The 18162-nt window shown below is 55.7% G+C and carries 25 protein-coding genes and 1 tRNA gene; 2 read left to right on the top strand and 24 right to left on the bottom strand.

Annotated features, from left to right (window positions below; translation table 11 throughout):
* The first annotated feature begins 58 nt into the window (after nucleotides 1-58).
* On the top strand, nucleotides 59-445 hold the full coding sequence (locus tag B9Z35_RS00810) for a hypothetical protein (RefSeq protein ID WP_370444102.1): 387 nt from the start codon (nucleotides 59-61) through the stop codon (nucleotides 443-445).
* A 54-nt stretch (nucleotides 446-499) separates the two neighbouring features.
* Here B9Z35_RS00810 and B9Z35_RS00805 read toward each other — a convergent pair.
* The 6 genes from B9Z35_RS00805 to petA form a co-directional block, all read right to left on the bottom strand.
* Nucleotides 500-575: transfer RNA gene (locus tag B9Z35_RS00805), tRNA-Thr, on the bottom strand.
* 31 nt (nucleotides 576-606) lie between these two features.
* On the bottom strand, nucleotides 607-1086 hold the full coding sequence (locus B9Z35_RS00800) for a ClpXP protease specificity-enhancing factor (RefSeq protein ID WP_108281778.1): 480 nt from the start codon (nucleotides 1084-1086) through the stop codon (nucleotides 607-609).
* Between the two features lie 5 nt (nucleotides 1087-1091).
* Nucleotides 1092-1703: a glutathione S-transferase N-terminal domain-containing protein gene (locus B9Z35_RS00795; protein ID WP_108281777.1), complete on the bottom strand. Its 612-nt coding sequence runs from the start codon at nucleotides 1701-1703 to the stop codon at nucleotides 1092-1094.
* 96 nt (nucleotides 1704-1799) lie between these two features.
* Complete coding sequence (locus tag B9Z35_RS00790) at nucleotides 1800-2543, bottom strand: cytochrome c1 (RefSeq protein WP_108281776.1); 744 nt, start codon at nucleotides 2541-2543, stop codon at nucleotides 1800-1802.
* Nucleotides 2544-2563: 20 nt separating this feature from the next.
* A complete protein-coding gene (locus B9Z35_RS00785; protein WP_108281775.1) occupies nucleotides 2564-3973 on the bottom strand; it encodes a cytochrome bc complex cytochrome b subunit in 1410 nt (469 codons plus the stop codon).
* 11 nt (nucleotides 3974-3984) lie between these two features.
* On the bottom strand, nucleotides 3985-4584 hold the full coding sequence (petA, locus tag B9Z35_RS00780; RefSeq protein WP_108281774.1) for a ubiquinol-cytochrome c reductase iron-sulfur subunit: 600 nt from the start codon (nucleotides 4582-4584) through the stop codon (nucleotides 3985-3987).
* A gap of 150 nt (nucleotides 4585-4734) precedes the next feature.
* Here petA and mscL point away from each other — a divergent pair, with 150 nt between their 5' ends.
* Nucleotides 4735-5145: a large conductance mechanosensitive channel protein MscL gene (gene mscL / locus B9Z35_RS00775; protein WP_108281773.1), complete on the top strand. Its 411-nt coding sequence runs from the start codon at nucleotides 4735-4737 to the stop codon at nucleotides 5143-5145.
* 6 nt (nucleotides 5146-5151) lie between these two features.
* Here the strand turns inward: mscL and pdxA are convergent, their stop codons facing one another.
* The 18 genes from pdxA to hisG are packed head-to-tail and all read right to left on the bottom strand — an operon-like array spanning nucleotide 5152 to nucleotide 18161.
* Nucleotides 5152-6207, bottom strand: a complete 1056-nt coding sequence (pdxA, locus tag B9Z35_RS00770) for a 4-hydroxythreonine-4-phosphate dehydrogenase PdxA (protein ID WP_108281772.1) — start codon at nucleotides 6205-6207, stop codon at nucleotides 5152-5154.
* Nucleotides 6204-6971 carry a Nif3-like dinuclear metal center hexameric protein gene (locus tag B9Z35_RS00765; RefSeq protein ID WP_108281771.1) on the bottom strand — a complete coding sequence of 256 codons (768 nt, stop codon included), beginning with the start codon at nucleotides 6969-6971 and terminating at the stop codon, nucleotides 6204-6206. Before B9Z35_RS00765 ends, pdxA begins: the two co-directional genes overlap by 4 nt.
* A 10-nt stretch (nucleotides 6972-6981) precedes the next feature.
* On the bottom strand, nucleotides 6982-8130 hold the full coding sequence (locus B9Z35_RS00760) for a S1C family serine protease (protein ID WP_108281770.1): 1149 nt from the start codon (nucleotides 8128-8130) through the stop codon (nucleotides 6982-6984).
* A gap of 18 nt (nucleotides 8131-8148) precedes the next feature.
* Nucleotides 8149-8919, bottom strand: coding sequence for a twin-arginine translocase subunit TatC (gene tatC, locus B9Z35_RS00755; protein ID WP_108281769.1), 771 nt, complete (start codon nucleotides 8917-8919; stop codon nucleotides 8149-8151).
* Complete coding sequence (gene tatB / locus B9Z35_RS00750) at nucleotides 8912-9385, bottom strand: Sec-independent protein translocase protein TatB (protein ID WP_108281768.1); 474 nt, start codon at nucleotides 9383-9385, stop codon at nucleotides 8912-8914. The genes tatC and tatB overlap by 8 nt, the downstream gene beginning before the upstream one ends.
* 19 nt (nucleotides 9386-9404) lie before the next feature.
* Nucleotides 9405-9635: a Sec-independent protein translocase subunit TatA gene (gene tatA / locus B9Z35_RS00745; RefSeq protein ID WP_108281767.1), complete on the bottom strand. Its 231-nt coding sequence runs from the start codon at nucleotides 9633-9635 to the stop codon at nucleotides 9405-9407.
* Nucleotides 9636-9668: 33 nt separating this feature from the next.
* On the bottom strand, nucleotides 9669-10025 hold the full coding sequence (locus B9Z35_RS00740; RefSeq protein ID WP_108281766.1) for a histidine triad nucleotide-binding protein: 357 nt from the start codon (nucleotides 10023-10025) through the stop codon (nucleotides 9669-9671).
* Nucleotides 10026-10032: 7 nt separating this feature from the next.
* Entirely contained in the window at nucleotides 10033-10401 is a 369-nt protein-coding gene (locus B9Z35_RS00735) for a phosphoribosyl-ATP diphosphatase (RefSeq protein WP_108282757.1), read from the bottom strand.
* A gap of 5 nt (nucleotides 10402-10406) precedes the next feature.
* Nucleotides 10407-10805, bottom strand: coding sequence for a phosphoribosyl-AMP cyclohydrolase (gene hisI / locus B9Z35_RS00730; RefSeq protein ID WP_199219772.1), 399 nt, complete (start codon nucleotides 10803-10805; stop codon nucleotides 10407-10409).
* A 35-nt stretch (nucleotides 10806-10840) separates the two neighbouring features.
* Complete coding sequence (locus B9Z35_RS00725) at nucleotides 10841-11386, bottom strand: MltR family transcriptional regulator (RefSeq protein ID WP_108281764.1); 546 nt, start codon at nucleotides 11384-11386, stop codon at nucleotides 10841-10843.
* Nucleotides 11387-11389: 3 nt separating this feature from the next.
* The gene (hisF, locus tag B9Z35_RS00720; protein WP_108281763.1) at nucleotides 11390-12190 is read right to left on the bottom strand and encodes an imidazole glycerol phosphate synthase subunit HisF; all 801 of its coding nucleotides are present in this window, start codon (nucleotides 12188-12190) and stop codon (nucleotides 11390-11392) included.
* Nucleotides 12191-12208: 18 nt separating this feature from the next.
* Complete coding sequence (locus B9Z35_RS00715; RefSeq protein WP_108281762.1) at nucleotides 12209-13054, bottom strand: D-hexose-6-phosphate mutarotase; 846 nt, start codon at nucleotides 13052-13054, stop codon at nucleotides 12209-12211.
* Nucleotides 13047-13787 carry a 1-(5-phosphoribosyl)-5-[(5-phosphoribosylamino)methylideneamino]imidazole-4-carboxamide isomerase gene (gene hisA / locus B9Z35_RS00710; RefSeq protein WP_108281761.1) on the bottom strand — a complete coding sequence of 247 codons (741 nt, stop codon included), beginning with the start codon at nucleotides 13785-13787 and terminating at the stop codon, nucleotides 13047-13049. Before hisA ends, B9Z35_RS00715 begins: the two co-directional genes overlap by 8 nt.
* 15 nt (nucleotides 13788-13802) lie before the next feature.
* Nucleotides 13803-14453 carry an imidazole glycerol phosphate synthase subunit HisH gene (gene hisH, locus B9Z35_RS00705; RefSeq protein ID WP_255416663.1) on the bottom strand — a complete coding sequence of 217 codons (651 nt, stop codon included), beginning with the start codon at nucleotides 14451-14453 and terminating at the stop codon, nucleotides 13803-13805.
* A complete protein-coding gene (hisB, locus tag B9Z35_RS00700; RefSeq protein ID WP_108281760.1) occupies nucleotides 14450-15055 on the bottom strand; it encodes an imidazoleglycerol-phosphate dehydratase HisB in 606 nt (201 codons plus the stop codon). The genes hisH and hisB overlap by 4 nt, the downstream gene beginning before the upstream one ends.
* Nucleotides 15052-16182: a histidinol-phosphate transaminase gene (gene hisC, locus B9Z35_RS00695; protein ID WP_108281759.1), complete on the bottom strand. Its 1131-nt coding sequence runs from the start codon at nucleotides 16180-16182 to the stop codon at nucleotides 15052-15054. The genes hisB and hisC overlap by 4 nt, the downstream gene beginning before the upstream one ends.
* A gap of 1 nt (nucleotide 16183) precedes the next feature.
* On the bottom strand, nucleotides 16184-17497 hold the full coding sequence (hisD, locus tag B9Z35_RS00690; RefSeq protein WP_108282755.1) for a histidinol dehydrogenase: 1314 nt from the start codon (nucleotides 17495-17497) through the stop codon (nucleotides 16184-16186).
* 25 nt (nucleotides 17498-17522) lie between these two features.
* Nucleotides 17523-18161, bottom strand: a complete 639-nt coding sequence (hisG, locus tag B9Z35_RS00685) for an ATP phosphoribosyltransferase (protein WP_104797166.1) — start codon at nucleotides 18159-18161, stop codon at nucleotides 17523-17525.
* Nucleotide 18162 lies beyond the last annotated feature (1 nt).

Below are 18162 nucleotides of genomic sequence, written 5' to 3'. Positions count from 1 at the left end.
TTGATAAGGCTTAATAGAAGCTACGGATTTTAACCGTCCACAGCCCCATAATTGCTGCATGGCTACTCGCTCCACGCCTCACCCTGACACTCTCGCGGCATATCGTGCTTTGGGCTACAGCACGCCCCCAAAAGCCAAGGTGTCGGTACGTGGCAGATTGCAAACCCTAGAGCAAGTGGTGGACTCAGCGCCTGGCTTGGCTCAGTTTTCAGCAGTAGCTCGTGACACCCAAAATCGACTCAAAGCCATTGCGCCACTGCTACCCGCCTCACTGCGTCCTTTGGTGCAATCGGGCGGTGTTGAAGACGATGCGTGGTGTTTGTTGGTACCCAACAGCGCAGTAGCAGCCAAGTTGCGCCAAACCCTACCGGCTTTATGCGCGCATCTGCGGACCAAGGGCTGGAATGTGAACACCATTCGTGTGAAGGTCATCGCGACGCGCTAAAGTTAAATGCACAAAGAAAAACCCGCTACACCTGAGGTGTAACGGGTTTTATTTTGGTGCCGCTTGTCGGAATCGAACTGACGACCTACCGCTTACAAGGCGGGTGCTCTACCAACTGAGCTAAAGCGGCGCAGGCAGAATTCTAACCTAACTTTTGTACGTTATTTCACGCGCGTGAGCGCGGGACGACCAGAAGGTGATGTGGGCGTTGGTGGTTCGTCATCTGAACCACCTTCCGTGTGAGATGTCTCTACCGCGCTCAACACAGGACGGACCGGTGTTGATTTCTTTTGCAAGGGCACGACTTCAGTTGGAGCGGCACCCATTGGGAAGGACATGCCTTGCCCATTTTCACGTGCATAAATCGCCATCACGCGATTGATCGGGATGATGATTTCACGCGGCACGCCACCAAAGCGGGCTTTGAATTCGATGAACTCATTACCCAGGGTCATACCGGCCGTGGCGTCATAGCCCACGTTCAGCACAATCTCTCCGTTCTTGACGTACTCCATGGGCACTTGCACTGTCTCGTCTACCAAGACAGCCACATACGGCGTGAAACCACTGTCCGTGCACCACTCGTGCAAAGCACGCAGCAGGTAAGGACGGGTTGAAGATGCGTCTGGAGCGTTCAACATACGAATTATTTGCGCATGACCTTTTCAGAAGGCGTCAATGCCTCGATGTAGGCAGGGCGCGAGAAGATGCGCTCTGCGTACTTGAGCAAAGGCGCAGCGTTCTTTGACAAGTCGATGCCGTAGTGGTCCAAGCGCCACAACAACGGTGCAATCGCCACGTCGAGCATGGAGAAGTTCTCACCCAACATGTACTTGTTTTTCAAGAACACGGGAGCCAACTGAGTCAAACGGTCACGGATGTGAGCGCGTGATTTTTCCAAGGCTTTGTCGTTGGCTTTGGCAGCGCGAGACTCCAAATTGGTCACGTGTGTGAACAACTCTTTTTCAAAGTTCAACAAGAACAAACGCACGCGAGCACGCTCAACAGGGTCGCCAGGCATCAACTGTGGATGTGGAAAACGCTCATCGATGTACTCGTTGATGATGTTGGATTCATACAAGATCAAATCGCGCTCAACCAAGATTGGCACTTGACCGTATGGGTTCATCACATTGATGTCTTCGGGCTTGTTGTAAAGATCTACATCGCGAATTTCAAAGTCCATGCCCTTTTCGAACAAGACAAAACGGCAGCGATGTGAGTAGGGACACGTAGTTCCCGAATAAAGCACCATCATGATGGGTGTCTCCTAAAAATCAAAAAGAGTGGCAGGCTAACCTGTCACTCCGTGAGGTGGCAACAGGCACGAAGACTGTTGCCGAATTTGCGCAAATTACTTGATGTCTTTCCAGAAGGAAGCATTCAAGCGGTATGCAATGAACATAAAGCCCGCCAAGAACAACAACACAAACACACCAAGGCGTGTACGAGTTGTTTGTGCTGGCTCAGCCATCCATGTCAGGTAACCCACGAGGTCAGCAATGGCTTCGTCGTACTCTTTTTCAGACATCTTGCCTGGCTTGATTTGTTCCCAGCCTTTGAAGACTTCGTGGCCATCATGTGACTCAAACACAGCGCGACGCTCGCCTTGCAATTCCCACAACACGTGAGGCATGCCTACGTTCGGGAACACCAAGTTGTTCCAACCTGTGGCTTTGGTTTCATCACGGTAGAACGTGCGCATGTAGGTGTAGAGGTAGTCTGCACCTGTGCCGTTGTGGCCAGCGCGAGAACGTGCAATCACGGTCAAGTCAGGAGGCGTTGCACCAAACCACTCTTTGGCCTGTTTGGCATCAATGTTGGCTTTCATGGTGTCGCCGACTTTTTCAGTCGTGAACAACAAGTTGTCTTTGATCTGCTGCTCAGTCAAACCGATATCTTTCAAACGGTTGTAGCGCATGAATGCGGCTGAGTGGCAGTTCAAGCAATGGTTTACAAAGATCTTGGCGCCATTTTGCAAAGCGGCTTGATCGTTGATTTTGTTAGGCGCCTTGTCCCAAGCCATGCCGTCGCTGGATGCTTGCGCACCTGCAACAACACCGAGGGCCAATGCCAAGCTGAGAATGATTTTTTTCATGGTTATGTTCTCCGTGAATCTCAGTGAGGCGTGAAAGTAATGCGGTCTGGCACTGGCTTGGTTTCGCCGATACGGCTCCAGATTGGCATCAACAAGAAGAAGCCGAAATAGAACAAGGTACCCACTTGTGACACGCGCTCACCGATGGCTGAAGGTGGCTGAACACCCAAATAGGCCAATACGATGAAATTCACCACAAACACGCCGTACATGTACTTGTGCCAGTCAGGACGGTAGCGGATCGATTTGACCGCGCAGTTATCCAACCAAGGCAAGAAGAACAAGATGACCACAGCGCCACCCATCACGACCACACCCCAGAATTTGGCGTCGATCGAGAGCATGAGCAAGGACACGAACACAGCCGCCCCCACCACGCCAGCTTTGATGACTTTTGGCAAGTTGGTTTTGGCAGCGCCAAAATAGGCACCAGCCAAAACGCAAGCGATCAAGACGTACATCATTTCGCTGGTGATCGCACGCAACATCGAATAGAAGGGCGTGAAGTACCACACTGGGGCAATGTGCAACGGTGTCTTCAATGGATCCGCAGGGATGAAGTTGTTGTATTCGAGGAAGTAACCACCGAATTCAGGCGCGAAGAAAATGATCGCGCTGAACACCAACAAGAAACCGCTCACGCCCAAGATGTCGTGCACGGTGTAGTAGGGGTGGAAAGGCACGCCGTCGAGTGGATGGCCGTTGGCATCTTTCAATGCGTTCGGGCCTTTGATTTCAACGCCGTCGGGGTTGTTCGAACCCACTTCGTGCAACGCAATGATGTGCGCCACCACCAAGCCCAACAGGACGAGTGGCACGGCAATCACGTGGAAGCTGAAGAAGCGGTTCAGAGTGGCGTCGCCCACCACGTAGTCACCACGAATCAGCAAAGCCAAGTCGGGACCAATGAAGGGCACAGCAGCAAACAAGTTCACGATCACTTGAGCGCCCCAATAGGACATTTGGCCCCAAGGCAACAAGTAACCCATGAAGGCTTCAGCCATCAATGCCAAGAAGATGGCACAGCCAAACACCCACACCAACTCACGTGGCTTGCGATATGAACCGTAAATCAAACCACGGTACATGTGCATGTAAACCACAACAAAGAACGCCGAAGCGCCTGTCGAGTGCATGTAGCGGATCAACCAGCCCCATGGCACGTCGCGCATGATGTATTCCACAGAACCAAATGCCAAAGCGGCATCAGGCTTGTAGTGCATGACCAAGAAGATACCGGTCACGATTTGAATCACCAACACCAAGAGTGCCAATGAGCCAAAGAAATAGAAGAAGTTGAAGTTCTTGGGTGCGTAGTACTCAGAGAGATGCTCTTTGTACATTTTTGAAGCTGGGAAGCGGTTATCCACCCAGTTCAACAGTTTTTCGCCAGCGCTGGCGTTCGGAGAGATTTCTTTAAATTCAGCCATGGTGTGTCCTATCAGGCTTTCTTGTCTTCACCGATCAACAACTTAGTGTCGGAGAGGTACATGTGTGGCGGGACTTGGAGGTTGTCTGGTGCGGGCTTATTTTTAAACACGCGACCAGCAATGTCGAAGGTTGAACCGTGGCAAGGGCACAAGAAGCCACCGTTCCAGTCGTCGGGCAACGAGGGCTGCGCGCCGGTTTGGAACTTGTCTGAGGGCGAGCAACCCAAGTGGGTGCAAATACCGACAGCCACAAAAATTTCTGGTTTGATCGAACGGGCTTGGTTGCGTGCGTAAACGGGCGTGAACTCGTCTTGCTTGCGTTCAGATTTGGGGTCAGCCAATTGAGCCTCTGTCTTGTTCAAAGACTCGAGTTGCTCGGGTGTGCGCTTGACGATCCAAACTGGCTTACCGCGCCATTCAACGGTCATTTTCTCGCCGGGTTTCATGGCAGAGATATCGACTTCAACAGCTGCACCGGCGGCTTTGGCGCGCTCGGAGGGCTGGAATGTACTAACGAAAGGCACAGCAACTGCTGCACCACCGACTGCACCGGCGCATGTCGAGGCAATCAGCCACGTGCGTTTACTGGTGTCTACTGGGGTGTCACTCATGGGATTCCTCAAACAATCATCACTGGTTGGGCTAACCGTTTATTGTAGCTGACCGCTACGTAGGACCTTTCATTTCGAAGTGCTTCCACTGAAAGCCTGAGGTAAGGCAGTGATAATTAGAGTACTTTTTATATATACAAGGAATTTGACATGTTGAAAGAGTTCAAAGCATTCGCAGTACGTGGCAATGTGATTGATTTGGCGGTGGGCGTCATCATCGGCGCAGCTTTCGGAAAAATCGTGGATTCCGCTGTCAACGACCTGATCATGCCCATCGTGGCGGCTTTTATCGGCCATCTCGACTTTTCTAACTTCTTCCTCGTGCTCGGCAAAGCGCCAGAAGGCACAGCCATGACGCTGGACGCCATGAAAAAGGCGGGCGTGCCCGTGTTTGCCTATGGCAACTTCATCACCGTGGCAGTGAACTTTGTGATTTTGGCTTTCATCATTTTCTTGATGATCAAGCAAATCAACAAACTCAAAGGTGGCACGCCTGCTGAAGCAGAAGTCAAAGAAGAAGTCCTGCTGCTGCGCGACATCCGCGACAGCCTGAAAAAGTAAGCCGCTTTAGTGGTGGCGCATGGCACGCGCCATCGCCACTGCAGCCAACAGGCTTGACGGATCAGCCTTGGCTGTACCGGCCACATCAAAGGCTGTGCCGTGGTCGGGGCTGGTACGCACCAGCGGCAGACCCAGCGTCACGTTCACGCCCTGCTCTACGCCGAGGTACTTCACAGGAATCAAGCCTTGGTCGTGGTACATCGCAATCACCACATCAAACTCACCCGCTTTACCGTTCTTGGTGCGTGCGCGCATGAACACCGTATCTGGCGCAAACGGGCCGCTCACCTGCATGCCTTCGGCACGTGCTTGCTGCAGGGCTGGGATGATGATGTCTAGCTCTTCGCGTCCCATCAAGCCGCCCTCGCCTGCGTGCGGGTTCAAACCTGCCACTGCCATGTGTGGCGCACGGCCCGTAGCCGCCAACTCGGCCGCATGGGTGATGCGCAGGGTTTGCAAAATGTTGTCGACCGTCACCGCCTCGATGGCCTTGCGCAACGACACATGAATGCTGACCAACACGGTTTTGAGTTCGGGATTGGCCAACATCATGCGCACGGGCATGTCGTCCACCGCCACGCCCGCGTGGGCTGCGGCACACGCTTGCAGCATTTCGGTGTGGCCTGGAAACGGCACACCCGCTGCAAACAAAGCCTCTTTGTGCAAAGGCGCAGTCACCACAGCCGACACCTCGCCGCGCAGGGCTGCATTGGCAGCCCACACCACGCAGTCAGCCGCCAGCTTGCCAGCAGTGGCGCTGATTTGCCCCCATACAGGAAGCTGGTCCGTCGTCAAAGGCTGCGTCACTTGCAACACAGGAATAGTGAATGGTTCTTTGATTCGCGCTGCTTCGTGTAAATCGCGCACCAGCTGAATCTGCATGTGTGGCGCATGATATTCACACTGAGCCACCAGCAATGCAGCGCGTTGCATCACAGCCAAATCGCCCACCACCACGCAGCCTTTCAGCTGCTCTGGCGCATCACGAAATGCTTTGACGATGATCTCTGGGCCAATGCCCGCGGCATCGCCCAGCGTGATGACCATTGGCTTGATGGTCATGCGGGGTTATCAATCTCAATGAACTGGTGCGTGATGCCCAGTTGTGCGGCTAGGTGCGCAGCAGTTGCAGGCGCACCATAACGCTCAGTGGCGTGATGGCCGCAGGCCAAAAATGCCACACCTGTTTCGCGGGCCAAGTGAGCTTGCGGTTCTGAAATTTCGCCAGTGATGAACGCATCCACACCCGCAGCAATGGCTGCTTCAAAGTAGCTTTGCGCGCCACCTGTACACCACGCCACTTTGCGAATTTCACGCGCAGGCGTTTGCACCACCACCGGTTCACGGTGCAAGGCTGTAGACACCACAGCAGCCAACGCGTTCACATCGGCAAACGCTTGGCTGTCGGCGCGTGTGCCCCACAGCCCTAAATCTTGTTCACCAAACGTGCCCTGCACTTGCAAACCCAAACGCTTGCCCAGCTGCGCGTTGTTGCCCAACTCAGGGTGCGCGTCCAGTGGCAAGTGGTAGGCCAACAAATTGATGTTGTGCGCCAGCAGCAACTGCAAGCGTTGTTTCATCCAGCCCGTCACTGTGCCGTCTTGGCCGCGCCAAAACAAACCGTGATGCACAAAGATGGCATCGGCTTTCGCGTCAATCGCGGCTTCAATCAATGCGCGGCTGGCGGTCACGCCAGACACAATGTGGCGAATAGTTTCTGCGCCTTCCACCTGCAAGCCATTCGGCCCGTAGTCTTTGAAACGGGCAGGCTGCAGCAGCTCAGTGCAGGCATTCAGCAAAGCTTGACGTGTGACGGTGTGGCTCATCGTGGCGGCCTTACTTTTGAAGTTTGGGTTTGGGGCGCTGAGCGGGTGTCACGTCTAGCGTGAGGGTTTGGTTGCGGCGCATCACTTCAACCTTTGCTGCTTTACCTGGTGTGAGGGATGCAATCTGCGTCAACAACTCGCCCACGTTTTTCACAGGCTGGCCAGCCACTTTCAGCAGCAAGTCGCCGGGGCGCAAACCGGCATTCGCAGCTGGTCCGTTTTGCAACACGCCGGTGACAATGACGCCTTCGGTTTGCTTCAAACCAAATGTTTCTGCCAATTCAGCGGTGAGCTCCATCGGCTCAATGCCCACCCAACCGCGCACCACTTGGCCGTCGCGCACGATGCCTTCCAGCACTTGGCGCGCGGTGGACACAGGAATGGCAAAGCCAATGCCCATATTGCCGCCCGAGCGCGAATAGATAGCCGTGTTGATGCCAATCAGGTTGCCATTCACATCCACCAACGCACCGCCCGAATTACCGGGGTTGATGGCAGCATCGGTTTGAATGAAGTTCTCAAAGGTGTTGATACCGAGTTGGTTGCGACCCAAGGCGGACACGATGCCGCTGGTCACCGTTTGGCCTACGCCAAATGGGTTGCCAATGGCCAGCACACGATCGCCCACTTGAGCGGTGTCTGAGTTACCCAGCGCGATGACGGGCAAACGGTCAAGGGTGATGCGCAAAATGGCGAGGTCGGTATCGGGGTCAGCGCCAATGACTTGCGCAATGGCGCGGCGGCTGTCGCTGAGCGTGACTTGAATTTCAGCTGCGCCTTCAATCACATGGTTATTGGTGAGGATGTAGCCCTCAGGGCTGACGATGACGCCACTGCCCAAACCTTGCTGCGGTGCTTCGTCTTCACGGTCGCCGTAAAAGAAGCGAAACCATGGGTCGTTTTGTAAATCTTGTTTGGGAGTTTGCGCTTGCGTGGTGGCAATGCTCACCACCGCGGGCGAGGCCACCTTGGCAGCGGGGCTCAGGCTGCCGGGCATAGGTGCACCAGAGAGGTTGGGCGCAGCTTCCAGCAATGTGACGCCGTTGAACGTGGGGCTACGTTGAGAATTGACCCACTCTGGCTTTAAGGTCACCACCACAAACCAAATGGCCACCAACACGGTGACCACTTGAGAGAACAACAACCATTGACGTTTCATGGTGTGTTTGCGCGACGCTTATTCGGCGTCAGGCGCTTGCGTGTGTTGGATGAAGAGTTGCGCGGCCCAAATGCCAATCTCATACAAGACGCACATCGGAATGGCCAGCGCCAGCTGCGACACCACATCGGGCGGTGTCACGATGGCCGCAATGATGAAGGCCAACACAATAAAGTACGAGCGAAAATCTTTGAGCTTCTCGATGGTCACCACATTCATGCGGGCCAACACAATCACCACGATGGGCACTTCAAACGCCAAACCAAAGGCGATGAACATGCTGATGACAAAGCCCAAATACGCTTCGATATCTGGAGCAGCCGTGATGCTTTTTGGCGCAAAGCTCTGAATGAACTTGAACACTTGGCCAAACACGAAGAAGTAGCAAAACGCCACGCCCACCATGAACAGCAAAGTGCTCGACACCACCAAAGGCAGCACCAATTTCTTTTCGTGCGAATACAAACCAGGCGCCACAAACGCCCACACTTGGTACAGCACCACAGGCAACGCTGCCAAAAATGCGGTCATCAGCAAAATCTTGAGCGGCACCAAAAATGGTGAGATCACAGAAGTGGCAATCAAGTGCGCACCTTCTGGCAACTGCGCCACCAAAGGCGCGGCCAGCAAGTCGTACAACTCGGCAGGGCCGGGGTAAATGGCCAGCGCAGCGCCAGCCACCAAAACAGCAATAGCGGCTTTGACCAAGCGGTCGCGCAGCTCGATCAAGTGCTGCACAAACGGCTGCTCTGTGCCAGCCAATTCGTCTTTAGGGGTGGTGTCAGACATGTTCAGAACGCTTCACAGGGCGAAAACGCGCCACGCGGGCTGCGCCAGATAGCGCCTTGGTGCGCACACCTTGACGGGCTTTGTACCAATGCGGCACTGCGCCTCGCTTGAGACGCCATTTTTTGCCTGGGTTTTCATAAGTCGGTGGCGGGGGTGCCAGCGGCTCGTAATGGTCAGACGTCAAACCAGCCGTGGTATCGGCCCAGTCTTTTTCAAAGTCGCTGGCGGCGGTGTGGACCGAGTGCTCCACATCGCGTGCAGCGGTCTCCATCGTCTCTTTCATCTTCTTGAGCTCGTCGAGCTCCATCGTGCGGTTGACCTCAGCCTTCACATCCGAGACGTAACGCTTGGCCTTGCCAATCAACGTCCCCACGGTACGGGCCACGCCCGGCAGGCGCTCAGGCCCGATGACTACTAGGGCCACCGCACTTACTACCGCGATTTTGGAAAAATCAAGATCAAACAAAGCGAACGATCAACAGCAATTAAGACTTGTTTTTGACTTCAACGTCAATGGTGTTTTTGTCTGCAGACACAGCGGCAGCAGGCGCTGCTGGCTTGTCTTCGGCTGGAGCGCTGCCGTCTTTCATGCCGTCTTTGAAGCCCTTCACAGCGCCACCCAAGTCAGAGCCCAAATTTTTGAGCTTCTTGGTACCGAACACCATGATGACGATCAGCAACACGATCAGCCAATGCCAAATAGAAAACGAACCCATGTGGAACTCCTAAATTAATTCAGTCAATTCTAATCAGCCGCGCAGCCAAGGGCGTGGACCACCCATGACATGCCAGTGCATGTGGTGGACTTCTTGGCCACCCTCAGCGCCTGTGTTAGTCACGATGCGAAAGCCACCCTCTGGGTAAGGTCTTGCGCCTTCTTGGAAAGCCAGCTTAGGCGCCAGCAACATCATGCGACCCAGCAAGCCCTCGTGCTCAGGCGTGGCGTGCGCCACCGAGACGATGTGCTGCTTGGGGATGATCAAAAAGTGAACAGGGGCCCAAGGGTTGATGTCGTGAAACGCGAAAATTTCGTCGTCCTCGTACACCTTGCGTGAGGGAATCTTGCCCGCGATGATTTTGCAAAAAATGCAGTTGTCGTCTGTCATGCCGTCCTCACTCGCCTGCGGCTTCGCGTGCTTGCGCTTTGCGTAAAGCTTTTTCTTCCAAGCCGCTCAGGCCTTCGCGGCGCGCCAGCTCGTCCACCACGTCAGAAGGCTTCAAACCATAGTGCGCCAAAGCAATCATGCTGTGAAACCACAGGTCGGCCACTTCGTACACCAGCTTAGAAGCGTCACCACCATGGTCCACATCTTTGGCGGCCATCACGGTTTCGGTGGCTTCTTCGCCAATCTTCTTCAAAAAGGCGTCTGGGCCTTTGTGCAACAAGCGCGAGACGTAGCTCTTCTCGGGGTCGCCACCGTTGGCGGGCTTGCGGCTTTCAATCACGTCGGCCAGACGTTGCAATGTATCGTTTGAACTCATGGTGTTCACTTGTAAATAGATTCGGGGTCTTTCAGCACAGGCTCACAAGCGTGCCACGCTTCACCTTCAAGGCGCTGGTAGAAGCAGCTATGGCGGCCAGTATGGCAGGCAATGCCGGGCTCGTGCCCTTCTTGCGTCACCTTGAGCAACACCACGTCGTTGTCGCAGTCGATGCGAATGTCGTGCACCGTTTGCACATGGCCCGACTCCTCGCCCTTGAACCACAGCTTGTTGCGTGAGCGGCTGAAATACACCGCACGCTTGAGCTCAGCCGTTTTTTGCAGCGCCTCGCGGTTCATCCACGCAAACATCAGCACATCGCCGCTGTCTTTTTCTTGGGCGATCACGGGCACCAGCCCCTTGTCGTCCCATTTGATGTTGTCTAGCCAAGTCATAGGGGTGATCTTAAGACATTGACCCTGTGTGATCGTCTCATTGGCTATTGAATATATTTCTCTGGGTCACACGACTGCGTTCGAAGCTTAATCTTTGTTGCTTCTTGCGTTGCGTACTCAATCATAAGAATCACAAACGACAACGTATATCTAAACTCTATTTGTGTTTTACTTAAATGATCGTGTTCGTTCATCCATGTCGAAAACTTGGGAGATTTCTTAAAAGGCTTAAGCATTTCATTACTAAGCTTGATCAATTTGGGGTCTGACAAAGAAGCGCCGCTACCCTTATGAACAATCTCATTACGAATTGCCCTAAAGGCTTCAAGCACTTCGAAGAATTCTTTATCAATAAGCCCCATCGCAAAAGCTAGCTTTACACGGGAACTAAAGCCACCTAAAGGGCCACGAAAATCAAAAAGATCTTTTTTAATTTTTGAGTTCGTTACTAATATTTTTTCAAACAACTGCTGAAATCGAAGTTCAATTTCCGCAGATGCAAGGATGACACACGCCCTATCACTCTCATCTACAAATTCACGCATGAACGCCACATACGCTTCACGCCTAAGTTCAAGATCGGCATCCATAAATCACAACCGAACAGGAATCCCACGCTCCCGCATCCGCTCTTTCGCCTGCTGCACGGTGTATTCGCCGTAGTGGAAGATGCTCGCGGCCAGCACAGCATCTGCGCCGCCTTGCTGCACGCCGTCGGCCAAGTGGTCTAGGTTGCCCACGCCGCCTGATGCAATCACGGGCACGGGCACGATGTCGGACACAGCGCGGGTGAGTGATAAGTCAAAGCCGCTCTTTGTGCCGTCGCGGTCCATGCTGGTAAGCAAAATTTCGCCTGCGCCGTAGTCGGCCATTTGCTTGGCCCATGCCACGGCATCTAGGCCCACGTTTTTGCGGCCACCGTGGCTGAACACATCCCAACCGGGGCCGACAGGCAAACCGTTTGTACCCGCGCGTTGTTCGTCTTCCGCAGTGCGGCGTTTGGCGTCGATGGCCACCACGATGCACTGCGCGCCGTATTTGGCTGAGGCATCGCGAATGACTTGTGGGTTGGCAATAGCGGCCGAGTTAAAGCTCACTTTGTCAGCGCCTGCGTTGAGCATGCGACGCACGTCGTCGACGGTGCGCACACCGCCGCCCACAGTGAGGGGGATGAACACTTGGCTGGCCACGGCTTCGATGATGTGAAGAATCACATCGCGCGCGTCGCTGGTGGCGGTGATGTCCAAGAAGGTGAGCTCGTCTGCGCCTTGGTCGTTGTAGCGTGCTGCGATTTCCACAGGGTCGCCTGCATCGCGCAGCTCGACAAAGTTGACGCCTTTGACGACGCGACCGCCGGTCACGTCGAGGCAAGGAATGATGCGCTTAGCAAGCATAGAGGTCCAAAGAGTTCTTCAAGAAACGGTCAAACGCTGCCAGCCAACCCATTGGCCACCAGCGGGAATCAAGATGGGGTCAAACACCTGCGCGGCTTCCACGCACAACATGCGCGCGAAGCCTTGGGCGGGCATGTCGGCCAGTGCGGCGCACTTGCCCTCGCCCGGGTTCCACACCACTGAGTTGGCCCATGAGGGGCTTTGTTCAATTTGCAGGGTGCTTGTGCCGTCTTGCAGGTGCAGTGGGTTTGACGATGCGCTTTCACCCCATGAGTACACGCGGTCAAACTCGCCATCAAAGTAAAGTGCCTCGTCGGCCAAGGCATGCACATCGGCCACAGAGTCCCACTCGGGGCGGCCGCCTAGGCCACGCAGCTCGGTCAGGTCAATGTCGTCCACCGCAAAGTAGGTGTGCAGTGCGCCGGTGAAGTGCAATTCATTTTGCGCTTCAGTGTTGTTGACGATCAGAGTGATGGTCAGCTGGCCTGGGGCCATCGCCACGCGCAGCACGGCCACAAAGGCTTGTTGCCAAATAGCGAGTGTGTCTGGGTTGGTGCTGAGGGTGAAGTCGATGTGGGCGGCGTCGCCGCTGGCCACTGCCTCACCCACTGTCCAATTCATGTTGCGAGCAAAGCCATGCTTAGGCAATGTGCCGCGTTGGTTGAACTGGGGGAAGCACACCGGCACGCCGCCACGGATGGCGGATTTGCCATCCCACAGGTTATCGGGGCTTAAAAACAAACGCTCGCGGCCTTGGCTGAACCACGACAACACATGTGCACCTTGCAGGGCCACCAGCACGGTGTCGCCGCAAGGCAAGGTCAAGCGCTGGCAGGCCTGACCTTGGTATTGCTCATTAGCCATTGAGTTCGTCAGCGCGGGCTTGGGCTTTTTCAAAGTCCAAATCGCCGCTGTAAATGGCGCGACCGCAGATCACGCCTTCCACGCCCTCGTCTTCCACGGCGCACAACTGTTCGATGTCGGCCATGTTGGACAAACCGCCAGAGGCGATGATTGGGATAGACACGGCTTGTGCCAGTTTGACGGTGGCGTCGATGTTGATGCCCGTCAGCATGCCATCGCGACCGATGTCGGTGTAGATGATGGACTCGACGCCGTAATCTTCAAACTTCTTACCGAGGTCAGCCACGTCATGACCTGTGAGCTTGCTCCAACCGTCGGTAGCCACTTTGCCGTCTTTGGCATCGAGGCCGACGATGATGTGGCCGCCAAAGGCGCTGCACGCATCGCGCAAGAAGCCGGGGTTCTTGACGGCGGCTGTGCCGATGATGACGTAGCGCAAGCCAGCGTCGATGTATTTTTCAATCGTGTCGAGGTCGCGAATGCCGCCACCCAATTGCACGGGAATGTCGTGGCCCACAGCTTTCAAAATGGCTTTGATGGCCGCTTTGTTTTGCGGTGTGCCGGCGAAAGCGCCGTTCAAGTCCACCAAGTGCAGGCGACGTGCGCCTTTGGCCACCCAGTTGAGCGCCATTTGCGCTGGGTCTTCACCGAAGGTGGTGGATTGCTCCATGTCACCTTGTTTGAGGCGCACGCAATGTCCGTCTTTGAGATCGATGGCGGGAATTAAATACATGATGGCGTTAAAAGTTCAAGGGTTCCAGTGCAGAAAGTTGCGGTACAGGGCCAAGCCATGCGCCGCGCTCTTCTCGGGGTGAAATTGTGTCGCAAAAATGTTGTCGCGGGCCACGGCGCATGTAAAAAGGCCGCCGTAGTCCGTTTGGGCCGCGCTGTGCTCTGAATTGGCAGGGCGGGCGTAGAAACTGTGCACGAAATAGAAGTAGCTGCCGTCGGGCACATCGGTCCACATGAAGTGCGGGCGTGTCGGCTGCACTTGGTTCCAGCCCATTTGCGGCACTTTGAAACGGCTGCCATCGGCTTGGGTGCGGCCAGCCAAGTCAAACTGCACCACTTCGCCGGGGATGAGGCCTAGGCTAGGTGTGTCGCCCTCGGCGCTGTGGTCGAGCAACATTTGCATGCCCACGCACACACCAAACAATGGCTTTTTATGGGCAGCGTCCATCACCGCGTCAAACATGCCGGACTCGCGCAACTCGCGCATGCAGTCAGGCATCGCGCCTTGGCCTGGCAACACCACGCGGTGCGCGTCGCGCACCACTTGGGGGTCAGACGTGACGATGACTTCCGCATGGTCCACCACTGAAGCAGCATGCATCACAGCCTGCGCCACAGAGCGCAGGTTGCCCATGCCGTAATCAACGACTGCGACTTTGTTGGTCACAGGCTTCCCTTGGTGGAGGGAATCATGCCGGCAGAGCGTGGGTCCAACTCCAAAGCGGCACGCAAGGCGCGGGCAAACGCTTTGAACACAGTCTCAGCTTGGTGATGCGCGTTTTCGCCGCGCAGGTTGTCGATGTGCAGGGTCACGAAGGCGTGGTTCACAAAGCCTTGGAAGAATTCAAACGCCAATTGGCTGTCGAACTCGCCAATCATGCCGCTCTTGAACGGCACGTGCATGACCAAGCCTGGGCGGCCAGAGAAGTCCACCACCACGCGGCTGAGTGCTTCGTCGAGTGGCACATAGGCGTGGCCATAACGACGAATGCCTTTTTTGTCGCCCACGGCTTTGGCAAACGCTTGGCCCAAGGTGATGCCCACGTCTTCCACGGTGTGGTGACCGTCGATGTGCAGGTCGCCCTTGGCTTGGATGTCGAGGTCAATCAAACCATGACGCGCGATTTGGTCGAGCATGTGGTCAAAGAAACCAATGCCGGTAGAGAGCTTGGATTGGCCCGTGCCGTCGAGGTTGATCTTGACGGTGATTTGGGTCTCGGCCGTGTTGCGGCTGACTTCGGCGATACGAGCTGCTGATTGAGCGGTCATGCGGTGACTTTCGATGAAGAGAGAGCGGCTTGCAGGGCAGCCAAGAGTTGTTTGTTTTCCTCGGGCGTGCCGATGGTCAAGCGCAAGCAGTTGGCAAGCAATGGGTGCATTTTAGAAACGTTCTTGACCAGCACTTTGTGGGCCTTGAGCACCTCAAAAGCGCGGTTGGCGGCATCAGCTTCACCATTGAAACGTAACACCATCATGTTGGCTTCGCTGGCGTAGGGCGTGACGCCGGCCAATTGCTGCAAGGCTTTGAATAAAGCCTCACGCTCGGTGCGAATGACGGCAGCTTGCTGGGCGAACACATCGGTGTGCTCCAGCGCAAACAAAGCGCATTCGGCGTTGAGCACGCTCACGTTGTACGGTGGGCGCAGCTTGTCGACCTCGTTGATCAGCGCCTGCGGGGCAATCATGTAGCCCAAGCGGATGCCGGCCAAACCAAACTTTGACAGCGTGCGCATCAGCAGCACATGGGCGTTAGCCGCTGGGTGTTGGCGAATTTCATCCAACCAGCTTTTGCTGGAGAACGGCTGATACGCCTCGTCCATCACCACCAAGCCGCCATAAGCGCTGACCTGCGTGATGAGACGGCGAATGGTGTCGGCGTCCCACAAATTGGCTGTGGGGTTGTTGGGGTACGCGATGTAAACAATGGCGGGCTCGTGCTGCGCGATGGCGGCAGACATGGCGGCTTCGTCCAGCTCAAAGTCGGCCTTGAGCGGCACGCCGATGTATTGCAAACCTTGCAACTGTGCGCTCATGCCGTACATGACAAAGCCGGGCTCTGGGGCGACGACTTTAGCGCGATCTTGAGCGCCGGGGACGGCGCAAGCTTGCGACAACAAAGAAATGAGTTCGTCAGATCCGTTGCCCAACATCAGGCCTAAGCCGGCGGGCAAATCAACGTATTTCGCCAGTGCGTTTTTCAAGTCATCGATGCGAGCGCCGGGGTAGCGATTGACTTCCACCGCGCCCAAACGTGCGCCCAGCTGGGCCTGCAATTCGGGCGAGAGGGTGAACGGGTTTTCCATCGCGTCGAGCTTGACCATGCCCACCGAGTGCTGCACGGCATAGGCGTGCATGGCTTGGACGTCGGGGCGAATGAAACGCAGGGCGTTCGTCATGTCAGTCTTTCTTCAAACGGAACTCAGCCGCCATGGCGTGGGCTTGCAAGCCTTCGCCATAGGCCAACACGGCGGCAATCTTGCCCAGCGTTTGTGCGCCCTGCTCGCTGACCTCAATCAAGCTGCTGCGCTTTTGAAAGTCGTAAACGCCCAAGGGCGAGCTGAAACGCGCCGTGCCGCTGGTGGGCAACACATGGTTGGGGCCCGCACAGTAGTCGCCCAAGCTTTCGCTGGTGAACGCACCCAAAAAGATCGCACCTGCGTGCTTGAGCAATGGCTCCCACTTGTGTGGCTCGTTGCTCGACACTTCTAAGTGTTCGGGCGCAATGCGGTTGCTGATGGCGCAGGCTTCTTCCATGCTGCGGGTGTGGATGAGCACACCACGGCCATTGAGAGATTTTTCGATGATGTCTTTGCGCGGCATTTGCGGCAGCAAGCGTTCGATCTCGGCTTGCACGCGGTCGATGTACGCGACATCGGGGCAGAGCAACACGCTTTGCGCCAATTCGTCATGCTCGGCTTGGCTGAACAAATCCATGGCCACCCAATCGGCGGGCGTGGAGCCATCGGCCAACACCAAAATTTCGCTGGGGCCAGCAATCATGTCGATGCCCACCGCGCCAAACACGCGGCGCTTGGCAGCGGCCACATAGGCATTGCCGGGGCCGGTGATTTTATCCACCGCTGGCACAGTGGCTGTGCCGTAGGCCAAGGCAGCCACCGCTTGTGCGCCACCAATGGTGAAGGCGCGGCTCACGCCGGCCACATAGGCAGCAGCTAAGACGAGTGGGTTCTTTTCGCCCTTGGGCGTAGGCACCACCATGATGATGTCTTGCACACCCGCGACGTGCGCAGGAATGGCGTTCATCAACACGCTGGATGGATAAGCGGCTTTGCCACCGGGCACATAAATACCCACGCGGTCGAGGGGCGTGACTTTTTGGCCCAGTAATGTGCCATCGGCATCGCGGTAAGTCCAGCTTTCGCCGCTGGCTTTCTTTTGAGCCTCGTGATAGCTGCGCACGCGTGCGGCAGCGGCTTGCAAGGCGTCGCGTTGTTCGGCGGGCAAACCATCGAAGGCGGCTTTGAGTTCGGTTTGCGTCAACTCCAACGCGGCCATGCTGTCGACCTTCAGACCGTCAAAGCGCTCTGTGTACTCCAACACGGCGGCATCGCCACGCTTTTGCACGTCGGCCAAGATGTCGGCCACGCGTTGCTCGATGGCCGCATCGGTATCGGCAGACCAATGCAGACGCGCTTTGAAATCAGCTTCAAAGGTAGGGCTGGTGGTCGAGAGACGAAGCGGTTTGGCCATCTTGTGTACGAGTGTGGTGAAAGGTTTATTTGGCAAGCGCGGCAGAAAACGCATCAATGATGCGGCGAATGTCGGCCTGCTTCATCTTGAGCGCCGCTTGGTTGACCACCAAGCGCGAGCTGATGTCCATGATGCGTTCGACTTCTACCAAGTGGTTGGCTTTGAGTGTGTTGCCGGTGGACACCAAGTCGACGATGGCATCGGCTAAGCCGGTGAGCGGGGCCAATTCCATGGAGCCATAGAGCTTGACCAAATCGACGTGCACGCCTTTGGTGGCGAAGAAGTCACGCGCGATGGTGGTGTACTTGGTCGCGACTTTCAAGCGCGCGCCTTGTTTGACCATGGCGGCGTAGTCGAAATCAGAACGCACCGCCACGCTCATGCGGCATTTGGCGATTTGCAAATCGAGCGGTTGATAGAGTCCATCCGTACCGTGCTCAATCAATGTGTCGAGACCCGTTACGCCCAAATCAGCACCGCCGTATTGCACATACGTGGGCACGTCAGACGCACGCACCAACACCACGCGCACATTGGCGTGGTTGGTGGGCAAGATGAGCTTGCGAGATTTTTCTGGATCTTCGAGCACCTCAATGCCTGCGGCTTTGAGCAGCGGCATGGTTTCATCAAAGATGCGGCCCTTGGAAAGCGCCAGCGTCAGCATG

This window comes from Limnohabitans sp. Jir61, from assembly GCF_003063545.1.
Lineage (GTDB): Bacteria > Pseudomonadota > Gammaproteobacteria > Burkholderiales > Burkholderiaceae_C > Limnohabitans.
This window is presented reverse-complemented; position numbering and strand designations above follow the sequence as displayed.

Bases quoted from the DNA above. Each gene is read 5' to 3' on its own strand.
- B9Z35_RS00810 (WP_370444102.1), top strand. From the start codon at position 59: ATGGCTACTCGCTCCACGCCTCACCCTGACACTCTCGCGGCATATCGT.
- B9Z35_RS00800 (WP_108281778.1), bottom strand. From the start codon at position 1,086: ATGTTGAACGCTCCAGACGCATCTTCAACCCGTCCTTACCTGCTGCGT.
- B9Z35_RS00795 (WP_108281777.1), bottom strand. From the start codon at position 1,703: ATGATGGTGCTTTATTCGGGAACTACGTGTCCCTACTCACATCGCTGC.
- B9Z35_RS00790 (WP_108281776.1), bottom strand. From the start codon at position 2,543: ATGAAAAAAATCATTCTCAGCTTGGCATTGGCCCTCGGTGTTGTTGCA.
- B9Z35_RS00785 (WP_108281775.1), bottom strand. From the start codon at position 3,973: ATGGCTGAATTTAAAGAAATCTCTCCGAACGCCAGCGCTGGCGAAAAA.
- petA (WP_108281774.1), bottom strand. From the start codon at position 4,584: ATGAGTGACACCCCAGTAGACACCAGTAAACGCACGTGGCTGATTGCC.
- mscL (WP_108281773.1), top strand. From the start codon at position 4,735: ATGTTGAAAGAGTTCAAAGCATTCGCAGTACGTGGCAATGTGATTGAT.
- pdxA (WP_108281772.1), bottom strand. From the start codon at position 6,207: ATGACCATCAAGCCAATGGTCATCACGCTGGGCGATGCCGCGGGCATT.
- B9Z35_RS00765 (WP_108281771.1), bottom strand. From the start codon at position 6,971: ATGAGCCACACCGTCACACGTCAAGCTTTGCTGAATGCCTGCACTGAG.
- B9Z35_RS00760 (WP_108281770.1), bottom strand. From the start codon at position 8,130: ATGAAACGTCAATGGTTGTTGTTCTCTCAAGTGGTCACCGTGTTGGTG.
- tatC (WP_108281769.1), bottom strand. From the start codon at position 8,919: ATGTCTGACACCACCCCTAAAGACGAATTGGCTGGCACAGAGCAGCCG.
- tatA (WP_108281767.1), bottom strand. From the start codon at position 9,635: ATGGGTTCGTTTTCTATTTGGCATTGGCTGATCGTGTTGCTGATCGTC.
- B9Z35_RS00740 (WP_108281766.1), bottom strand. From the start codon at position 10,025: ATGACAGACGACAACTGCATTTTTTGCAAAATCATCGCGGGCAAGATT.
- B9Z35_RS00735 (WP_108282757.1), bottom strand. From the start codon at position 10,401: ATGAGTTCAAACGATACATTGCAACGTCTGGCCGACGTGATTGAAAGC.
- B9Z35_RS00725 (WP_108281764.1), bottom strand. From the start codon at position 11,386: ATGGATGCCGATCTTGAACTTAGGCGTGAAGCGTATGTGGCGTTCATG.
- hisF (WP_108281763.1), bottom strand. From the start codon at position 12,190: ATGCTTGCTAAGCGCATCATTCCTTGCCTCGACGTGACCGGCGGTCGC.
- B9Z35_RS00715 (WP_108281762.1), bottom strand. From the start codon at position 13,054: ATGGCTAATGAGCAATACCAAGGTCAGGCCTGCCAGCGCTTGACCTTG.
- hisA (WP_108281761.1), bottom strand. From the start codon at position 13,787: ATGTATTTAATTCCCGCCATCGATCTCAAAGACGGACATTGCGTGCGC.
- hisB (WP_108281760.1), bottom strand. From the start codon at position 15,055: ATGACCGCTCAATCAGCAGCTCGTATCGCCGAAGTCAGCCGCAACACG.
- hisC (WP_108281759.1), bottom strand. From the start codon at position 16,182: ATGACGAACGCCCTGCGTTTCATTCGCCCCGACGTCCAAGCCATGCAC.
- hisD (WP_108282755.1), bottom strand. From the start codon at position 17,497: ATGGCCAAACCGCTTCGTCTCTCGACCACCAGCCCTACCTTTGAAGCT.
- hisG (WP_104797166.1), bottom strand. From the start codon at position 18,161: ATGCTGACGCTGGCGCTTTCCAAGGGCCGCATCTTTGATGAAACCATG.